Origin of the sequence: Lactobacillus amylovorus DSM 20531 (assembly GCF_002706375.1) — a bacterium.
In the GTDB taxonomy this organism is placed as follows: Bacteria; Bacillota; Bacilli; order Lactobacillales; family Lactobacillaceae; genus Lactobacillus; species Lactobacillus amylovorus.
In genome coordinates this window covers 1777889-1797145 of the sequence record NZ_CP017706.1, presented here as the reverse complement: position 1 = coordinate 1797145, position 19257 = coordinate 1777889, and the positions used below count along the sequence as shown (strand labels likewise).

Sequence of the window (19257 nt, the reverse complement as noted above, 5' to 3'; positions counted from 1 at the left end):
GAAAAATATGTTGTTTTGGTTAGAGCTTAATCAAGAAAAGGATTACGGCCAAATACCTGTCATTGCTTCTAATGGTCAGGTTAAATTCTTTATTCAAGGCAACCTAGATAATCCCAATCATACTCTTTATTTGAATGATATAAATAATAAGGAAGTGGGCCGTCTTTTTTCTGACGGTGCTGGTCTGATAGCTTCTTTTACCATTGATGTGGTAAACCACTCTCTTGTTGGCGTAAAAAAATTAAACACTCCTAGAACTAATATTTTTTATCTCACTCAGCTTAACTACGTCGTAACTGGTAGTATCAAACATGGTACTTATACCTTTAGATCTGGTATCAAAAAGGTAGCCAATGTTAAAACCATGATGGGTGATAAAGGTGTTGTATTGACGTGCGAAATTAATAAGCCAGAGGATGTTCCCTTTATCCTCTTAACTTCTATTTTATTTACTCAATGGCATGTCACGCCACTTAAACTTCCAACCTTCCCACCAATTAATCAAAAGTTCGAAATTAATCCTAATTAACACAAAAGCAGTTATGAAAATTTTTCATAACTGCTTCTCTAGAAAGTAATATAGATATAGATGTATCTTCTGCTATAAAGTTTGTATTTATTAAGTAATAAGGAATTATTAGGCAGAGACTGAATATTCAGAAGTTATAATCCGTTCAATCATAACTTCCAACTCTTATTATACTTGGTCCTGGTCAAAATACAAGTGCTAAAGCGTTATTATTTGTCATTAAAAGCGTTTATATTTCTATATCGATTACTATTTTTGCTATGGTAAGCCGTTATTTAAAGGCGCAAGAAAATAGCTTCTGCACTGGCAGAAGCTATTTTCTTTGGTTCTATGATAAATCCTGTTGATAGATTTCTATGATATTCTATCAATAGGATTTTTTGCATTAAAAAAGAGGCACAAGCCTCACTGCATAATGTCCTTTGATACCACTCTTTAGAAATTAAGGTGAATTGCTTATGTCCTCTTATAATGATTGTATTAAATTTTCTCTGAATATTAAAGACCCTTTGTTAGAATTTTTTGATATCTCAACTGGCAAATACCGCAATCGTAAAGCCAAGTTCTACCACGCTATTGTACATTTAGACCATTGCTTAAACTGTGGCTCCGCTAACATCGTACATAACGGTCATTTGTATTCTAATGTGCGTTATCCTGCTTTAGATGCTAGTCTGCCCGTCTTTATCAGAATAGCTAAAGAAAGAATTATCTGCCGTGATTGTCAGACAAATTCGATGGCTCAAACAGAACTAGTAGATAAATACTGCTGTATTTCTAATGCCACCAAGCGTAAAATTATTGGCTCTTTAACCGAAGACTGGTCCATGAAGAGCATTGCCAGACAAACTTCAACTTCAACCAATACCGTGCAACGCGTACTAGAGAAATATAGTCCGTCTTCCTTTGAAGATACTGACTGGCTGCCGGAATACCTGGCTTTTGATGAATTCAGAGGCGTTGGCAGGCAGCTGCACTTTATTGCCATTGATGGTCACACGCACAAAATAGTTAAGGTACTGCCTACCAGATTAAAAAAAGATATTATCAATTACTTTAAACGTTTCCCAATAACCGTAAGAAACAAGGTTAAGACTGTAACTATGGATCTTAATTACTATTATGACATTATGGCTAAGGAGCTTTTTCCTAATGCTCAAGTAATCCTCGACCGTTTCCATATCGTTCAGATGCTTAACCGTTCCTTTAATTCCTGTCGCATTCAAGAAATGAAGAAGCACAAAAAAGGTTCATGGGAATACAACCTGCTTAAATATTACTGGAAGCTTTATCTTAAGCCTTTTGATGACCTGGAAAAAGTTAAGCCGTGCTATCAATCCAGATTAAAAGATACCCTAACTCAAGAACAAATCGTGGCTGATGGGCTTTCTTTAAACAATGAGCTTGAAAATACTTATAACCTTATGCAAGATATCAGTAAAGCTTTAAAAGATAGAGATACAAAGAAGTTACGAAGCCTAATTCAAAGCAAAGATCATGTTGGCAATATGATGCACACCACTTTAAATACTTTCAAACGTAATCTACATGATATTCTCAACGCTGCTAAGTTCGATGAATCAAACGGTTGCCTTGAAGGAACCAACCGTAAGATTAAACAGATTGAACGTACTGCCTACGGTTACGCTAACTTCAATCATCTAGTAACCAGAATCGATCTAGAAGAAAAGGATGCCATTATTAAGGAAAAAGCATCAGACTACTATTTAGCAGTGAAGTGAGACCTAAAAGTGAGACACTTTTAGGTCTTTACTATGTCTAAATTTAATAAAGAACAGAAAATAGAAATTTATCGTAAATGGAAAGATGAAAAGATTTCAATAAGTCAGTTGTCTAAAACATATAAAACGAATGTAGCTAATTTGGATTACATGCTTAGATTAATTGATATGTATGGAATCAATGTTTTAGATAGGCCTTATCAGGTTTATTCTAAGGAATTTAAAGAACAAGCAATTGAGCAAGCTGTTTTCAGTACCAAGTCATATGTACAAGTATCACTAGAACTGGGGCTTAAGAGTATTGGCACACTTAGTATTTGGCTTAGAGAATATAAGGAAAACGGGTATAATGTCATTATCAAACAGAAAGGACGCCCTGCCCGTGATCAAAGAGACTCAAAAATCACGCAAGGAATTGGAGAAAGAGATCCAAAAGCTGAAAGAAGAAAACTTGCGATTGCGTATTGTGAACGAATACGTAAAAAAACTGAAGGCCTTGGATCAAGACAAAGATCGAAAGAAATAGCTAAGGCAATTACTGATCTAAGGCATGAATTTAAGGTTAGCTTGAACTATGTCTTAGATGCAATTTCAGAGCATCCAGAGCTGCCTACGATTGCCAGAAGTTCTTACTATAAAATAATTAAACGAAAGCCTAAGAAGCCCAAGCGTTCCAAACTTATTGCAAGGATCAAGGAAATATTTAATCGTCACAAAGGACGCTATGGCTATCGTCGAGTGGCACTCCAGTTAATAAAAGAAGGCTGGAATATTACTGAGAAAACAGTCCGTTACTGGATGCATAAATTGGGTCTTAAGGGTATCAGACGCAACAAGCGTAAGTATTCAAGCTACAAGGGAACTATTGGCAAGATAGCCCCTAATTTAATTCGTCGTGATTTCTTTGCACCAATGCCCAACATGAAATGGTACACTGACATTACTGAATTTCACCTCAATGGTGAAAAGCTTTATCTATCACCTATTTTGGATGGTTGTGGAGGCGATATAGTCTCTTACACTATTTCCAAACATCCAGACATGGAGTTAGTAATGACAATGCTTGATAGGGCTTTTGCCAAGGAAACGGCTCTTAATAATTGCATCTTTCATACTGATCAGGGCTGTCAATACCAAAGTCCAAGATATCAGCGTGCTTTAAAGCTTCATGGTATTACTCAAAGCATGTCTAGAAAAGGTAATTCCATGGATGATGGGCTAATGGAAAACTTCTTTGGCTTGCTCAAAACAGAGATGTTCTATGATCAAGAATACAAGTACCATAGTCTTCAAGAATTAGCTCAAGCAATCGAAGAATATATCGAATACTATAACGAAGAAAGGATAAAGAGCAGATTAAAAGGCTTAACTCCGAAAGAATATCGGAATCAAGCCTCTATTAATCCTGTATTTTAAACTGTCTAATTTTTAGGTCTCAGTTCACAGCCTAATGCCTTTCTCTATTATTTATTTTTTAATTGACTTCTATCAACACCATTTCTTATAGAATATCAAGCATTACTACAGAGAAAAAAGAGTATACTAAACATAGCCCCAAAAGACTAGTCTTTTGGCAGTTTTTTCACTTATTGTGTGCTAAACATCTATTAATTAATCGCCTTAGAATAATTATAAAGTTGATGTGTGTGGACCAAATTTATAATAGTGCGATTCAAATGATTGGCGCATGCTATTAAAGCTACCTTGTCATGCTTATTGAAAGGCGGCTTTTTTAATTTGTAATAGTAATCAATTAAATGATTTTGAATTTTGCCTTGATTTCTTAACATACTTCGAATCATGTCTGTTTCAACAGCTCTGCCTTGACTACTACCTCTACGATTAATTGTATCGCCTTTAATGTTATTTACCAGACTGATATCTGTTTAAATCCAAACCTAGGAAAGCATTGAGTTGTTTATAATTATCAAAGCGAGCAATATCACCAGTAAAGCCTAATAATAGAGCGCTATTTAATTGACCGGCTCCGGGAATACTGGAAATAACTTTGAAATCATCCAAGCCAACAGCCGTCTTGATTAACTTGTTTTGAATATAGGCTATTTCTTTATTGTAGCTTTCTATCTCATCGCAATATTCTGAAATAATTTCAATTTCTAAAGAATTTGCTGGAACAGCAGGATAAGAATCTTTAGCTGCTAACCAAACTTGAGCACAATAACTTTGAATTACATCTTTATGTATTCGCCTGCTAACAGATTGGTAAACTCTAGTGGTCATTTCTTTAAGAGTTAATCCTACCAAAAAGTCAGGATGACAATACATTCTAAATACTTGAAGAGCTAAAACTGCATAAGCATTTTTAAAAATCTGATTTAGTTCTGGGAAAGTAAGCTCTAAGCTAGAACGAAGGAAATTAAGTATTCTGGTTCTACATTTAATTAACTGCTTATATCTCAAAGATAAAATCCGTAAAGATTCATACAACGAATTAGATTGTTTATTACAGTGATTCTTTATTTCCGCTAATTGAGTTTTACCCAATAAAGCTAATTTAAATGAATCATTCTTGTCAGTTTTATTTCTTCTCAAAGAAGCCATTCTTAATTTTGCTTCTAGGGGATTTAGCTCATAAAATTTGACCTTTTTATTTTTTAAATAAGTAGTAAGCTGAGCCGAATAAACACCTGTAGTTTCAAATATTATTATTGTACCGGGTTTAATATAAGAATTTAATATTTGGAAACCGCTCTTATTATGCTTAAATTTAAAAGCTATTTCTTCCGCTTCTTTTGTTATCAAAGTGGCATGACTTTCACCTTGACTAACATCAATACCAATAATATTCACCTAATCACCCCGTTTTAAATCAATTGAGGCAAATATTTATTTTCAGCTCCATTTCTTGATTATACGATCTCTGAGATCCACGCCCTTAATCTAGTTTGATTGAAAATAAACATTTATGGGCCCGTTTGACAGTCGAATTTAATATTCCATTCTGTTGTCGACCTCAACCTCAATCTAAGTATAAGAAAAAAGGTAGATAAAAACATCGTCATGTTTCTATCTACCTTTATACTTTAGGGTGTTTGACAAAGAGCCTTTTCTTTATGATCAAAATTAGTCTTGGTAGTTTACCAATTCTAAGTATGATTCAGGCTTAAGTGAAGCACCACCAACTAAGCCACCATCAATGTCAGGCTTTGACATTAATTCCTTAACGTTAGCTGGCTTTACAGAACCACCGTATTGAATACGAACGTTTTCTGCAGTTTCTTCGTTGTACAAGTCCTTTACAGTTTCACGAATAGTCTTGCACATTTCTTCAGCTTGGTCTGATGAAGCAGTCTTGCCAGTACCAATAGCCCAAATTGGTTCATAAGCAATTACAAGTGAAGATACTTGTTCAGCAGTAAGACCATCTAAAGCAGCCTTAATTTGAGCAACTACCCAGTCTTCTTGCTTGTTAGCTTCACGAGTTTCAAGTGATTCACCACAGCAAATAATTGGCTTCAAGCCATTAGCAAAGATTGCCTTAGCCTTCTTGTTAATGTCTTCATCAGTTTCGTGGAAGTAGCCACGACGTTCTGAGTGACCAATAATTACGTAGTCCATACCCATTTCTTTGAGGACCTTAGGTGAAGTTTCACCAGTGTAAGCACCTTCGTCTTCAAAGTAGCAGTTTTCTGCACCGATGTGCAAGTTTGAACCCTTAGCAGCTTTTCTCAAAGCATCAAGGTCAACTGCAGGTGCACAAATAAGTGATTCTACCTTACTTGGATCTGGTAACTTGTCCTTAACTGCGTCAACGAACTCAGTAGTTTGTTCTGGGTTCATGTGTAATTTCCAGTTACCAGCAATAATTGGTGTACGACTCATTAGTCTATTATCTCCTTAACTTAAATTACTTGTCTGAAATACATGCAATACCTGGTAATTCGTTACCTTCAAGGTATTGAAGTGAAGCACCACCACCGGTTGAGATGTGGGTAATCTTGTCAGCAACTCCAGACTTCTTAACAGCAGAAGTTGAGTCACCACCACCGATAATAGTAGTAGCATCAGTTAAGTTAGCTAAGGCATCAGCAATTGCGTAAGTACCCTTAGCGAAGTTAGGCATTTCGAAAGCACCCATAGGACCGTTCCAAACAACAGTCTTAGCGTCCTTAAGAATTTCAGCGAACTTTTCAACAGTCTTAGGACCGATGTCAAGACCCATCATGTTGTCAGGAATATCGTCACCAACAACTTCACGCGAAGCATCGTTTGAGAATTCAGTTGCAGCTACGTTGTCAACTGGAAGAACGATCTTGCCGTCAGCTTCTTTCAAAAGTTCCTTAGCAAGTTCAACTCTGTCCTTTTCAAACAATGACTTACCAATCTTGTGGCCTTGAGCTGCTAAGAAGGTGTAGGCCATACCACCACCGATTAAAATGTGGTCTGACTTAGGAATCAAGTTCTTAATAACAGCGATCTTGTCTGAAACCTTAGCACCACCAAGGATAGTTACGAATGGGTGAACTGGGTTTTCAACAGCGTTACCTAAGAATTTGATTTCCTTTTCCATCAAGAAACCAGCAGCAACTGGCTTGCCGTCTTTCTTCATAGCAGTAGCAATACCAACGTTTGAAGCGTGGCTTCTGTGTGCAGTACCAAAGGCGTCGTTTACAAACATGTCGCCAAGGCTTGCCCAGTATTCGCCAAGCTTAGGATCGTTACCTGATTCACGCTTACCAAAGTCATTGTCAATATCTTGGAATCTAGTGTTTTCAAGAACAACAACATCGCCATCTTTCATAGCGTTGATTGCGTCTTCAACTTCTTTACCTTCGTTTGATGGTACAAAAGTTACAGGCTTCTTAAGAAGTTCACTTAAACGTTCAGCAACTGGCTTTAATGATAATTCTTTCTTGTCAGCATCTGACTTTACACGGCCCAAGTGACTCAAAAGAATTGCTTTACCACCGTGTTCGATGATGTACTTAATAGTTGGAAGTGCAGCAACGATACGGTTGTCATCACCAATAACACCATCTTTAATAGGAACATTAAAGTCTACACGCATTAAGACTTTCTTGCCATTAACATCAAGATCGTCAACGATTAATTTAGCCATTATAATCCTCCGATTATTTTGATATTTTTCCTTCAAAAAAGGCGGAAGGAAGAATCTCCCTCCGCCTTCTCAATTACCACTTAACCTATAATCAGTTAAATTTAATTAATGATTAAAGAGTAGCAAAGTGTAATAAAGTACGAACCATTTGGCAAGTGAATGAGTATTCGTTGTCGTACCAAGCAACAGTCTTAACTAATTGCTTGTCACCTGCAGTAGTTACCATAGTTTGAGTTGGGTCAAAGATTGAACCAGCAGTCATGTTGATAACGTCGCTTGAAACGATGTGGTCACCATTGTATGCAAATGATGGGCTTTCGTACTTCTTCATAGCTTCGTTAACTTCGTCAGCAGTAACCTTCTTCTTCAAGATTGATACCAATTCAGTTTCTGAACCGTCTGGAACTGGAACACGTTGTGCGTGACCGTTCATCTTACCGTTCAAGTTAGGCAATACCAAGCCGATAGCCTTTGCTGAACCAGTAGTATGAGGAATAATGTTTTCAGCAGCAGCACGAGCGTCTTGTTCCTTACCACTACGTGCAGGACCATCCAAAGTCATTTGAGTACCAGTGTATGCGTGGATGGTAGTCATAGTAGCAACTTCGATACCGAATTCCTTGTCCAAAGCGTTAGCCATTGGTGCAAGTGAGTTAGTAGTACATGAAGCAGCTGAAACGATCTTGTCGTCAGCAGTCAAAGTGTTTTCGTTTACTGAGTAAACGATAGTCTTCAAGTCGTTACCTGCTGGAGCTGAGATCAATACACGCTTAGCACCTGCGTCAAGGTGAGCTTGTGACTTAGCCTTGCTAGTGTAGAAACCAGTACATTCAAGAACAAAGTCAACACCGTCATTCTTAACCCAAGGAATGTTTTGTGCTTGTGGTTCAGCGTAAACACGGTACTTCTTACCGTCAACTACGATTGAGTCATCAGTTGATGAAACTTCGTGGTTGAAAGTACCATGAGTAGTGTCGTACTTAAGCAAGTAAGCAAGCATTGCTGGAGTAGTCAAGTCGTTAATAGCAACAACTTCGATGTCCTTAGTCTTTTCGCCAAGGTCCATAATACGACGGAATGCTAAACGACCGATACGGCCGAAACCGTTAATACCAATTTTAACTGTCATAACCTAAAGTCCTCCTTAAGAACTATAAACAACATTTATTTTAAACGGGATTTTTATTTCCCCTTTAAAATCATATTTGAGGCACCTTCATCAGTAATTAACCAGGTTTGATGTGGTGCATTAGGCATATAAGCTTTGATTGCTTCAGCCTTGCGACTACCGCAAGCAAAGGCAAATATGTGGGGTATTTTGTATAGGTTCTCAAACTGCAATCCAACCTGGGTGATACGGTCGACAACCTTGCCATTTTCATCGAAGAAACACCCGAAACATTCGGTGACGGCCTTCTTTTCACGAAGTCTAGAGAGCTTAATTGAATCATAGCCTCTACGCTGTGCCATTTCTTGGGCTAACCCAATACCATGAATCACAGCATCACTTTGTGAAATATCTTGCAGGACATCTGCAATCGAGGATTCACGTATAAGCGATTTATACGCATCTGCTGAAACTTGCTCAGGCAAATATAAAGTCTTATAAGTACCCGAAGTCTTAGCAGCCATCTCTTGAACGATTGTATTACTTTGCGTTTCAACATTCTCGCCCAAGGCTCCGCGACCTGGAACAAACTCCAGTTGACGGTTATTAGCTAAATCTTGAGATAAATACTTCGCAGATTTTGCTAAAGCCGCTCCACCTAGAATTGTAACTATTGAATGTCCTAAAGGCAAGAGTAAATTCAAAGCTGAACTTAACTTCTCACCCATCTCTTCATACACACGATCTTGTAGATCAGCGTTACCAGGGACAATCAGAGTTCTATCAATTCCTAATTTCTTAGCAAGAGCTACCTCTGTCTCTCCGGCATTAAAGAGGCGGTCAATCAATGGTCCTGCATCTTTCAATGTTTTCTCGCCCTTTTCGGTTAAAAACATTCCGAAACTTTTGATTTCAATCAAGCCTAACTGATTCAAATATTCCGTTTCGGTTCTAATGTTTCTTTCCGAAAGGCCTAAATGTTGAGCTACGCTACGGCGACCAATTGGCGCATGTAACGCGATCTGCTCAAGGACAAGATGCCTTTGTCGAAGAATCTTTAAGACGTCGGGAACGAGCGCTTCGAGCAAAGAAAAGTCCGAATCCATCGTTCCCTCCTTTCCCTGGGACGAATTGTGACCATGCCTGTGTCGATTTCTGTCCCAGAATACTTAAAAATATAAGAGAAACGTACATCCAACATCCATACATTTCCCAATCGACACTGTTAGTATAACAATGTATTTTTCGTAATTCAAGAAAAAGATGTGCGAATTTAAAAATATTACAAGTTAAGTGAAATCATTTTTCTTTGCTATCTTTTTTTGTTATACTGAAAGAGTTATACGGGTCCTTAGTGTAATGGATCGCACGTAAGATTCCGGTTCTTAAAATCTGGGTTCGACTCCCAGGGGACCCATCTTAAGAAAAAAGAGCGATGAATTATTTCGATAGTTCATCGCTCTTTTTTTCTACCTTAAGTCAAGTAATATCAATAATTTAATAGATTATTTTATTAGAATTATTGGTACGAATGAAGCTAATTAAGTTAGAAAACTAAATTTATTAATAATTATATGTAACACAAATAAGCCTATGAGTACTTGTAGTTTTTTCATAGGTTGTTATACTGAAGTTGATCATTTGATTTCAACTAAAGTCTTTGGTTATGTGTGGCTACGTTGTAATCATATAATTGATCATGTTTGATAAGAGCAAACATTGTACGTATCAGTTTATGAACTGATGCAATGGCGATTTTCTTATAGCCCCGGCTATTTGAAGATCGTTTTTTCTTATCATAATAATCAGTGATATGACAAGGCTGAGTAGCTTTGACAGTTTCCATTTGAGTAATTGTTCGATAAAGAATCTTTCTAGCTAAGTGATTGCCATGTTTGGTTATTCTCACCTGATTGATAGCGGCCTGGATCAATGCCAACAAAGGCATCAATTTGGGCTGAAGTATCAAACCGTCTTAAATCACCTAATTCAGCTACCAACCTAACAGCAGTAGTTTTGGCAATGCCAGGAATACTCTCATAGATATTCAAAGACCGTGCATTTGCTTGCATAGCAAGCTTTTCCATATAATTGATCACATTATCTCTTTCGGCACTTAGAGAAAGCAAATTGGCAATATTACGCTGAATTGCTCGAATAGTAATACTGCTTTCATTGTCATATGGATAAGCTTGTCTGGCTAAGGCATAGAGCCTAGTTGTTAAATAATGAGCTCTTTGTCTGCCAATTCCTGAAATGGCCAACAAACTTTGAAAGACCTGGTTTTCATTGTGATTTAAAACATATTGGGCATGCGGGAATAAGCTGACAATCGTCCAATAAACTCTGCCAGATGAAGTTGAAAGGATACTCTCTATCTGAGGAAAAGTAGACTGCAAATTACGATGGAGCTGATTTTTATTGATTATCAGGGCTTGAGTAAGCTCTTCGTAATAACGACTCGCATTTTGCAGTTCATGATATTCCTTAGGTTGAGGAGCACGCAATTTTTGTGGCGCATTGAATTGAATTAAAGCTAACCGATAAGCATCAACTTTATCGGTTTTATTATGCCTTAGATTATTGTCCATCAGCTTCTTAGCCTTTAAGGGATTAAGCTTTAAATACTTGATATGATAATCTTCTAAAAAAGCCTGTAAACTCAATGAATAAACTCCCGTAGCTTCAAAAACTACTAAAGGCGTGATCAAGTATTGATTTAAACGATCCAATAGATCTTGATAGCCAAAGGAATCATTAGTAATCTTAAAGGTTTCACCTTGCTTAATTCGATCAATTACTACACAAACTGTAGACGATTTACTGCTAACATCAATGCCAAAGATAATATTTTGTTTCATCATTCTAACCTCCAAGTGAAGACAAACAGTTTTATCAACCTATGAATTCTCATTTTCTGAACTCGGCATCAAGTGCCCACAGACTTCGAAGAGACTTATAAATAGGCGGTAAAGCAGTCCGTTTTCTTTGCGACGTTACACGTCCAAAAGAACCAAGACTTTATTTGCTTTATCTTCACTTTCTATTTTAGACAAAATAAAAAGTGCCAGATCATGAATCCGTCGATTCATAATCCAACACTAGATTAGTATGTTTTCTTTTCTCCCATAAAAATAAAGTAAATATATAATATCTTTTACATTAAAAAATAATATTCATAAAAGCACCTTTATAAGTGACCAGCTACCCAAAAATAAGGCGTTAAATTCTTATGAGAGTAGCATTAACATTAAAATTTTGCAAACGTTATTGTTATATAATTAAAAAGTTCACATAAATATTTTAGTAATACAGGAGATATAGTTTATGGTTGAATCACAAAACAATCCTAAAAAGATGATGTGGACGACCTTGGCAATGATGGCCTTCTCTACCGTATGGGGATTTGGTAACGTTGTTAACGGCTACGTCTACTTTGATGGAACAAAGGTCATCTTCAGTTGGATCGTAATGTTCCTTCTCTACTTTGTTCCTTATGCACTGATGGTTGGTGAACTTGGTGCCACTTTCAAAAACGCTGAAGGTGGGGTTTCATCTTGGGTTAACGCCACAATGGGTGCCAAATGGGCCTACTACGCTGGTTGGACTTACTGGGCCTGCCACGTTGTTTATATTTCAAGTAAGGGTACCGGTGGTTTGAGAGCCATGGCCTGGGGGTATTTTTGGTAATACTCATTGGTACGATGGTTTACCTACTGCTTGGACTCAATTTGCAACTTTAGTTGTCTTCTTGTTCTTCTGCTGGGTTGCCAGTCGTGGTATTCCAGTTTTAAAAGGCTTAGCTACTGTTGCCGGTTCTTCAATGTTCATCATGTCAATCTTATTCATTATCATGATGTTCGCAGCTCCAGCTATCAACCCACATGCTGGTTTTTACAGCATCAACTTCAATTGGAAGAACTTAATGCCAACATTTAATGTTAAGTACTTTACTTCACTTTCAATTTTGGTATTTGCCGTTGGTGGTTGTGAAAAGATTTCTCCTTATGTAAATAAGGTTAAGGATCCATCAAAGAACTTCCCTAAGGCAATGATGGCTCTTGCAATCATGGTTATGGTTTCAGCTATCTTAGGTACTTTTGCCATGGCATTGATGTTTGATCCTAAGGTAGTTAACGCTAACCTTAACGAATACATTTCAAACGGTGCTTACATGGCATTCCAAAAGCTTGGTGAATATTACCATGTTGGTGGCTTATTCATGTACATTTATTCATGGTGTAACGTAATCGGCCAATTCTCAACTTTGGTAATTAGTATCGATGCTCCACTTAGAATGCTTCTAGGTAGTAAAGAAGCTAAGGAATTTATTCCAAAGAGTTTGCTCAAGCTTAACAAACACGGTGCCTACATCAACGGTATCTGGATGGTAGTTATCTTGTCAGGTGGTTTGATCGCAATTCAAGCCCTTGTACCTAACGCACAAGCTGTTATGGCTCAATTGGTTAAGTTAAACTCAACTACTATGCCACTTCGTTACCTTTGGGTATTCACAGCTTACATTGCTTTAAGAAAGCACCAAGAAAAGTTTGAAACTACTTATCAAATGACTAAACATCAAGGTTTAGCTTACACTGCTGGTATTTGGTGTTTCGTAGTTACTGCTGCATGTTGTATCTTTGGTATTTACTCACCAGATCCATTCACATTACTCTTAAACATCTTGACTCCAATCATTTTAATTGCATTAGGTTTAATCCTTCCAACAATTAAGAAACATCAAGATGCTCAAGCCAACTAATACTAAAGCATAAAAAATAGCGATGATTAAAATCATCGCTATTTTTTATATCTTAAATTTTACTTAGTCAAAGTTTGACTACTTTCAAGCAACTCTGCACGTTGTGCCAAGTTAGTGTAAAGTCTGTTGTTGGCTACTGCGATACCTTCAATTTCACGACCAGTGTGGAATTGGTAAGTATCCTTAACTTCACCGTTCTTGGCAATCTTAGCAATTACATCGTTAAATGCAATGTAGAAGTTGTTGTTCTTAGGATCATAAGTGAAGCCTTGAGTGTAAGTGTTTGAAACAATGCCACCCTTAGTTGCACCTACAATAGTTGGATACCAGTTGTCACCCTTACGGTTGAATTCCCAGTATTCAGTTTGATCGTCATCCTTGTTGTAAGTTGTAGTGTACATCTTGTTATCACTTACGATTACGCCGTTTTGGAAGTAACGACCTTCTGATTCACTACCGTTCCAGCATTTAATAGTCCAGATCTTGTTGATGCACATGTCGCTCTTACGGATTTGAACTAATTCAGTTGAGAAGTTACTCTTGTATGAAACTTTATTATTGTTGTTCAATACATAGACGTACTTGTCGGTAGAACCCATAGCTTGACCGTGGCCAATTGGAATATAAGGACTTACCTTAATGTTCTTAACATATGAGTTAAACTTGCTTTGTGACATATCAAGTAAGTATTGACCATTAAAGGCGTTAGTCAAGTTGTTCAAGTTGTAACCCACAATGTGACCGTCAGTAATAGTAGTACTGCTGAGCAAGCTAGTGTAAAGCCAGCCGTTTGACATCGTGATACCTTCTGGAATGTGACCTACACGGTTAATGTAGTCGTCATCTTTAATGTCTCTAGCAACACTCAATAAAACTGGTTGGAAGAAACGAGTCTTAAAGGTTAAATTACCACCATCACTAGTATAAGTATGCTTAGACTTATCAGGAGCAAAGTCAGTCTTAGTTACATAGTTAGCTGAACTACCATAGTAAGTCTTCCAAGACTTCAAGTTACCGTCAAATGACTTAGCTTGAACCTTGCTTGCGTCGGCAATACCTTCCTTGGTGCTCTTTCTAACAGTTACCTTAACTGTTGCCTTAGCAGAACCATAGCTGTACTTAACATTGTAAGTACCTGGATCAGTACAGTCGATCATATCTTCAGATACATCTACATCTTGGTTATCAATCACAGTACCCATATTGTTGGTTACATAACTGATTGCATCAGTAGGATCAAAGAGGTAGTTGCTATTTCTAACCAAACTTACAGTCTTAGGAACAGCAATTGTGTTTCTAGTGAAATAGTTTTGGTTTACGTAACCAACCTTACGGCCGTCTACGTAAATACGCCAATAAGTACCATTATCTCTAGTCTTAATACTTTGATCTGATTGAATATGAGCGTATTGGTAGTCACTTGCATCAGCGATCTTGCCAGAAGGCTTACCATTGCTGATCTTCTTGTAAACATTGTAGCGTCTACCACTACCCACTTTAACCATCAAATCATAAGAAGTACTGGTTTGAACTGGTGCTTTTTTACTATCACTAGAGCTATTAGTATCTGTTGTCTTACTTGCTGAGTTAGCGTCAGCAGCAGAAACAGGTTTAGCATAGCCCATTAACAAACCTACACTAAGTGCTACAGCAGATGTAGCGGTTAAAATTTTATTTGTATACTTCAAGCCTATCCTCCGATATTACATAATTTTGGTTTTACATAGTAATTATAATATATAAGATTCACTCGCAAAAATACAATTTCAATACAAGTAAGTCTCATTATTTGACACTTTTATTACGAAGTGATTTAATTAGCACTGTGCTTGAATGAGTGCTAATTAAATATAACGAAAAATTTAGGAGGCAAATTTATGCTAGTACCTACAGTTATTGAACAAACTGCTCGTGGCGAACGTGCTTACGATATTTACTCACGTTTGCTTAAAGACAGAATTATCATGCTGGGTGGTGAAATTAATGACCAAATGGCCAACTCAATCATTGCTCAATTGCTCTTCTTAGATGCTCAAGACAACACTAAGGATATTTCACTTTACATCAACTCTCCTGGTGGTGTTATTACCTCTGGTCTTGCTATCATGGACACCATGAACTTTATCAAGTCGGATGTTTCTACTATTGCAATTGGTATGGCTGCTTCAATGGCTTCCATCCTTTTGACTAGTGGTACTAAGGGCAAGCGTTTCGCACTTCCTAACTCAACCGTCCTTATTCACCAACCATTAGGTGGTGCACAAGGTCAACAAACTGATATTCAAATTGCAGCTAACGAAATTTTAAAGAGTCGTAAGAAGATTAACGAAATCTTACACGAAACTACCGGTCAACCTTTGGACAAGATTCAAAAGGATACTGAACGTGACAACTACTTAACTGCAGAAGAAGCTAAGGAATACGGTTTAATTGACGAAATTATGGTCAACAAGAAGAAGTAATCATTAACTGATTACGCAAAAAAAGATCACTTCGATTGAAGTGATCTTTTTTATGCTCTTAAACTTTCCGCAATTTCATGTAATTTTTTAAAGCGGTGATTTACTCCTGATTTAGAGATAGGACCATCGGGAATCTGATCCGCTACTTCTTTTAAAGTTAATTCAGGGTGGGCCAGTCTAAAACGAGCTAGCACTTGCAATTTTTCTGGCAAATCATCTAAGCCCTTTTCTGCCTGAATTGTTTGAATATCTTCAACTTGTTTAGCCGAGGCAGAAGCTGTCTTTTTCATATTTGCGGTATCGCAGTTAACCAAACGGTTAACTGAGTTACGCATATCACGCATAATCCGCAAATCTTCAAAATTAAGCATGGCATTTAATGCACCTACAATATGCAAAAAGTCGCCAATTTTTTCAGCTTCTTTGAGATAAACGATATAGCCTCTTCTTCTCTTAGTCATTTTAGCATTCAAATAGAAATATTCATTCATAATCTTAGCTAGATCTTCATTATGATCTTCATAAGTTGAATAAATCTCTAAGTGATAACGACTAGTTTCAGGGTTATTGACGCTACCACCGGCTAAAAAGGCACCACGCAAGTATGACATTGCCCCTTCACGAGACTTACGAATTCGTTCAGGAATTCTGGTTACTAATCCCTTTTCAGGATCCCAAATTTGCAAATTTTCCAGAATTTCTTGCACTTTTTGATTAAGACGAACTAAGTATTGATTATTTTTCTTTAGTTTCATCTTGCGCGAAACAATCAGCAATGGCTCAATACCGTAAGCTACTTTGATTAATTTAAAAATGCGTCGCGCAATCGCAGGATTTTCTGTTGTAATATCTAAACTAAATTGATGATCATGAAGATTTAAAACTCCATTCATCCGCAAAAAAGCGGCTAACTCTGCTTTTGCATGCTCTGGATGCACCTCAAGCGAAGTTAGCTCCTTTTTGACCTCACTAGCATAACTAGCCATTAATTTTCCTTCATTCTCTTTCGTGACATTGCTTCAAATGCCAGATTAATAATTTCCTTAGCTACCTTTTCACCATCATGGAAGACTAAACCATGTCTTTGATCAATAAAGTCATCGGTAATTACACGACATTCTTGTGCTCTTAAACCTTCAAAGTCATTTCTTACAGGTTCAAGATAAGCATCATAATCTTCAGGGTGGAATTTGCTCATATCAATTTTAGCGCCATTAACCAAAGCAGTATTGATATAGTGACCACCTAAGTGATTATTGATTACTTCTACGTGTTCTGCATCACTAAAGTGATCAGTTTCACCGCGCTGAGTCATAATGTTACAAATATAGATAACTTCTGCTTCAGTCTCACGAACAGCTTCACCCAAGTTAGAAATCATCAAGTTAGGCAAAATTGAAGTAAACAAACTACCTGGTCCTAGAACAACGGCATCGGCTTGCATAATTGAAGCAAGAACCGGTAATACTGCCTTAGGTTTTGCATATGAGTCAGTATCGGTAACCCATACTCTTTTAATTCGCTTATCTTTAGAAGTGATTTCGGTTTCACCGGACTGAGTAGTGCCATCGATAAATTCCGCATTCAAGGTTAATGGTTCATTTGAAGCAGGGAAAACATGGCCATCTACTCGCATCATTTTAGATAAAGATTGAACCGCATCAAAAATATTGCCGTGCATTTCATTCAAGGCAGCGATAATCAAATTACCAATCGCATGACCTGAGAAGAATGCATCAGAGGAATCAAAACGGTATTGGAAAATATCTTTTTCTTCTTGTGGTAAATCACTTAATGAAACCAATACGTTTCTAATATCACCAGGCGGAACAACGTTAATAAAGTTTCTAATGGAGCCAGATGAGCCACCATCATCTGAAACAGTAACGATTGCAGTAATTTCCGCATTTTGATCTTTTAAGGCATTTAATATAACTGGCAGGCCTGTTCCCCCACCAATTACGACTATCCGTGGGCGTCTGCCTTTAATAACGCGAACGATTCTTGTTTCTCCGTATGACATTGTCATGCCTACTTTCTAATATAGCGACTCACTTCACGGTGAGTAATATCGACTGGATACTTTTTAGCTAAATCGCGAGCAAGTTGTTGAGCAATTGACACACTACGGTGTTGACCGCCTGTACAACCAATTGCAATTGTAAGTTTCTCTTTTCCTTCTTTGATATAGCCAGGAATCGCCGTCTCAAGCAGGTCTAACAACTTATGATAAAAGACTTGCGTTTCTTTTTTATTCATTACGTAGTCAAAGACACGTTTGTCTAGTCCTGTAAATGGACGCAATTCTGGAATATAAAATGGGTTAGGCAAAAAACGTACATCCATTACAATATCTGCATCGATTGGCATCCCATACTTAAAACCAAATGACATAACTTCAATTGAAAATGGTTGTCGCTTACGATCACTAAAAGTATTAATTAACTTTTGCTTTAATTCCTTAGTAGACAAGTTAGAAGTATTAATAATGTAGTTAGAACGATTTTTAATTGGGGTTAAAATGTGACGTTCTTCTTGAATACCATCAAGCAATCGTCCCTTACCATTATTAGCTAATGGAGGCAAACGTCTTGTTTCTTTATATCTAGCTACTAAAACATCATCTGAAGCATCCAAAAAGAGAATAGTTGCTTGGACATTGCCGTTATCCTCTAATGAATTAACTTCATCTAATAAATCTGTGTAAAAACTTTTTACTCGTAAATCAATTACTACTGCTACTTTATGGAAATCATTGGAATTATTGATTAAATCCCAAAAGCTTCCTAGCAATGTGGGAGGAAGATTATCGACTACAAAATAGCCCATATCTTCAAGGTCATGAGCAACAACAGTCTTACCTGCACCACTCATCCCCGTGACAATTAATAATTGTTTTTTCTCATCAGCCATCGTTAGTTCCTCCTTGCATAAATTATATCATACACCCGGGCGTTTCATTTTGACAGCAAAAAAAGAAGCCTTACGGCTTCTTTTAATATTAACGATGCATAAATGCTAAAACGATTTCGTTGATTCCGAATACCAAAAGCCAGAAGGCAACAAGCCATACCAAGCTTAATGCTGCTAAAACTGGGTTAAAGATCAAGCAAATTGCGATGATCAAACTGATGATATTCAAAATTAGGTTAAAGATGAAATAGCCACCTGAGAAATCACGTAAGTGCCATGAAAAGGCAATACCCACAATTGAGTCTACAAAGAACCAAATTGCGAACAAGTATGCAATGGTTAAGCCACCTACTTCGTATGAGCATAAGAACAAAATACCAACGATAATGTCCAAAATACCTGAAATAAGTGCTACCCAGCTACGTGAGAAAAAGCTTCTAAAACGTGAATAGCCGGCAAGCCATACTAAACCTTGTACGATTGAAATGATTGCAAAAATTAAAACGAATGCATGTAAACCTTTAGCAGGGTGTCTCAAAAGAATAAATGAAGTAACTACCATTAAGATACCTGCAATAAAGGCACCCCAGTCAAAACTGCGGTTATCTCTAGAACTTGAAAAAATATCCATTTTTATCCTCCTTGCTACATATTTTACACT

Annotated in this window: 14 protein-coding genes, 1 tRNA gene and 2 pseudogenes; 6 read left to right on the top strand and 11 right to left on the bottom strand. The window is 37.2% G+C overall.

Translation table 11 applies throughout. The features are described from left to right. Positions 1–7: 7 nt before the first annotated feature. From LA20531_RS09195 to LA20531_RS09185, 3 genes are all read left to right on the top strand, one after another. Entirely contained in the window at positions 8–529 is a 522-nt protein-coding gene (locus LA20531_RS09195; RefSeq protein WP_056940536.1) for a hypothetical protein, read from the top strand. Positions 530–987: 458 nt separating this feature from the next. After that, entirely contained in the window at positions 988–2271 is a 1284-nt protein-coding gene (locus LA20531_RS09190; protein WP_099202342.1) for an ISL3 family transposase, read from the top strand. Between the two features lie 33 nt (positions 2272–2304). Beyond that, the gene (locus tag LA20531_RS09185; protein ID WP_099202202.1) at positions 2305–3687 is read left to right on the top strand and encodes an IS3 family transposase; all 1383 of its coding nucleotides are present in this window, start codon (positions 2305–2307) and stop codon (positions 3685–3687) included. A 447-nt stretch (positions 3688–4134) separates the two neighbouring features. On the opposite strand, the gene LA20531_RS09180 is transcribed toward LA20531_RS09185, so the two are convergent. The 5 genes from LA20531_RS09180 to LA20531_RS09160 form a co-directional block, all read right to left on the bottom strand. Next, on the bottom strand, positions 4135–5082 hold the full coding sequence (locus LA20531_RS09180; RefSeq protein ID WP_236943750.1) for an IS110 family transposase: 948 nt from the start codon (positions 5080–5082) through the stop codon (positions 4135–4137). Positions 5083–5355: 273 nt separating this feature from the next. After that, a complete protein-coding gene (tpiA, locus tag LA20531_RS09175; protein ID WP_013437505.1) occupies positions 5356–6114 on the bottom strand; it encodes a triose-phosphate isomerase in 759 nt (252 codons plus the stop codon). 25 nt (positions 6115–6139) lie between these two features. After that, complete coding sequence (locus LA20531_RS09170; RefSeq protein WP_056940715.1) at positions 6140–7351, bottom strand: phosphoglycerate kinase; 1212 nt, start codon at positions 7349–7351, stop codon at positions 6140–6142. 112 nt (positions 7352–7463) lie between these two features. Beyond that, positions 7464–8480, bottom strand: coding sequence for a type I glyceraldehyde-3-phosphate dehydrogenase (gap, locus tag LA20531_RS09165; RefSeq protein ID WP_056940716.1), 1017 nt, complete (start codon positions 8478–8480; stop codon positions 7464–7466). Between the two features lie 53 nt (positions 8481–8533). Next, positions 8534–9565, bottom strand: a complete 1032-nt coding sequence (locus tag LA20531_RS09160) for a sugar-binding transcriptional regulator (protein WP_056940717.1) — start codon at positions 9563–9565, stop codon at positions 8534–8536. Positions 9566–9804: 239 nt separating this feature from the next. Here LA20531_RS09160 and LA20531_RS09155 point away from each other — a divergent pair. Beyond that, positions 9805–9876, top strand: a tRNA-Arg gene (locus LA20531_RS09155). Between the two features lie 234 nt (positions 9877–10110). Here the strand turns inward: LA20531_RS09155 and LA20531_RS09150 are convergent. Next, a pseudogene (locus LA20531_RS09150) lies at positions 10111–11323 on the bottom strand (IS110-like element ISLhe4 family transposase). 463 nt (positions 11324–11786) lie between these two features. Between LA20531_RS09150 and LA20531_RS09145 the strand changes: the two are divergent. Continuing rightward, positions 11787–13221, top strand: a pseudogene (locus LA20531_RS09145) (APC family permease). A 59-nt stretch (positions 13222–13280) separates the two neighbouring features. On the opposite strand, the gene LA20531_RS09140 reads toward LA20531_RS09145, so the two are convergent. Then, positions 13281–14909 (bottom strand): SH3-like domain-containing protein, encoded by a 1629-nt coding sequence (locus LA20531_RS09140; protein ID WP_056939505.1) that lies wholly within the window; start codon positions 14907–14909, stop codon positions 13281–13283. Between the two features lie 189 nt (positions 14910–15098). On the opposite strand from LA20531_RS09140, the gene clpP reads away from it, so the two are divergent. Beyond that, the gene (gene clpP, locus LA20531_RS09135; RefSeq protein WP_056939504.1) at positions 15099–15683 is read left to right on the top strand and encodes an ATP-dependent Clp endopeptidase proteolytic subunit ClpP; all 585 of its coding nucleotides are present in this window, start codon (positions 15099–15101) and stop codon (positions 15681–15683) included. A gap of 50 nt (positions 15684–15733) precedes the next feature. Here clpP and whiA read toward each other — a convergent pair whose 3' ends face one another. From whiA to LA20531_RS09115, 4 genes are all read right to left on the bottom strand, one after another. Beyond that, positions 15734–16669, bottom strand: a complete 936-nt coding sequence (gene whiA / locus LA20531_RS09130) for a DNA-binding protein WhiA (RefSeq protein ID WP_056939503.1) — start codon at positions 16667–16669, stop codon at positions 15734–15736. Next, positions 16669–17706, bottom strand: a complete 1038-nt coding sequence (locus tag LA20531_RS09125) for a gluconeogenesis factor YvcK family protein (protein WP_056939506.1) — start codon at positions 17704–17706, stop codon at positions 16669–16671. The genes whiA and LA20531_RS09125 overlap by 1 nt, the downstream gene beginning before the upstream one ends. Before the next feature lie 8 nt (positions 17707–17714). Further along, on the bottom strand, positions 17715–18596 hold the full coding sequence (rapZ, locus tag LA20531_RS09120; protein ID WP_056939502.1) for an RNase adapter RapZ: 882 nt from the start codon (positions 18594–18596) through the stop codon (positions 17715–17717). Between the two features lie 88 nt (positions 18597–18684). After that, positions 18685–19227, bottom strand: coding sequence for an HdeD family acid-resistance protein (locus LA20531_RS09115; protein WP_056939501.1), 543 nt, complete (start codon positions 19225–19227; stop codon positions 18685–18687). Positions 19228–19257: the final 30 nt, after the last annotated feature.

What these genes read in the sequence shown, in the direction of transcription:
- LA20531_RS09195 (WP_056940536.1), top strand. Translation starts at nt 8, where the DNA reads ATGTTGTTTTGGTTAGAGCTTAATCAAGAAAAGGATTACGGCCAAATA.
- LA20531_RS09190 (WP_099202342.1), top strand. Translation starts at nt 988, where the DNA reads ATGTCCTCTTATAATGATTGTATTAAATTTTCTCTGAATATTAAAGAC.
- LA20531_RS09185 (WP_099202202.1), top strand. Translation starts at nt 2,305, where the DNA reads ATGTCTAAATTTAATAAAGAACAGAAAATAGAAATTTATCGTAAATGG.
- tpiA (WP_013437505.1), bottom strand. Translation starts at nt 6,114, where the DNA reads ATGAGTCGTACACCAATTATTGCTGGTAACTGGAAATTACACATGAAC.
- LA20531_RS09170 (WP_056940715.1), bottom strand. Translation starts at nt 7,351, where the DNA reads ATGGCTAAATTAATCGTTGACGATCTTGATGTTAATGGCAAGAAAGTC.
- gap (WP_056940716.1), bottom strand. Translation starts at nt 8,480, where the DNA reads ATGACAGTTAAAATTGGTATTAACGGTTTCGGCCGTATCGGTCGTTTA.
- LA20531_RS09160 (WP_056940717.1), bottom strand. Translation starts at nt 9,565, where the DNA reads ATGGATTCGGACTTTTCTTTGCTCGAAGCGCTCGTTCCCGACGTCTTA.
- clpP (WP_056939504.1), top strand. Translation starts at nt 15,099, where the DNA reads ATGCTAGTACCTACAGTTATTGAACAAACTGCTCGTGGCGAACGTGCT.
- whiA (WP_056939503.1), bottom strand. Translation starts at nt 16,669, where the DNA reads ATGGCTAGTTATGCTAGTGAGGTCAAAAAGGAGCTAACTTCGCTTGAG.
- LA20531_RS09125 (WP_056939506.1), bottom strand. Translation starts at nt 17,706, where the DNA reads ATGTCATACGGAGAAACAAGAATCGTTCGCGTTATTAAAGGCAGACGC.
- rapZ (WP_056939502.1), bottom strand. Translation starts at nt 18,596, where the DNA reads ATGGCTGATGAGAAAAAACAATTATTAATTGTCACGGGGATGAGTGGT.
- LA20531_RS09115 (WP_056939501.1), bottom strand. Translation starts at nt 19,227, where the DNA reads ATGGATATTTTTTCAAGTTCTAGAGATAACCGCAGTTTTGACTGGGGT.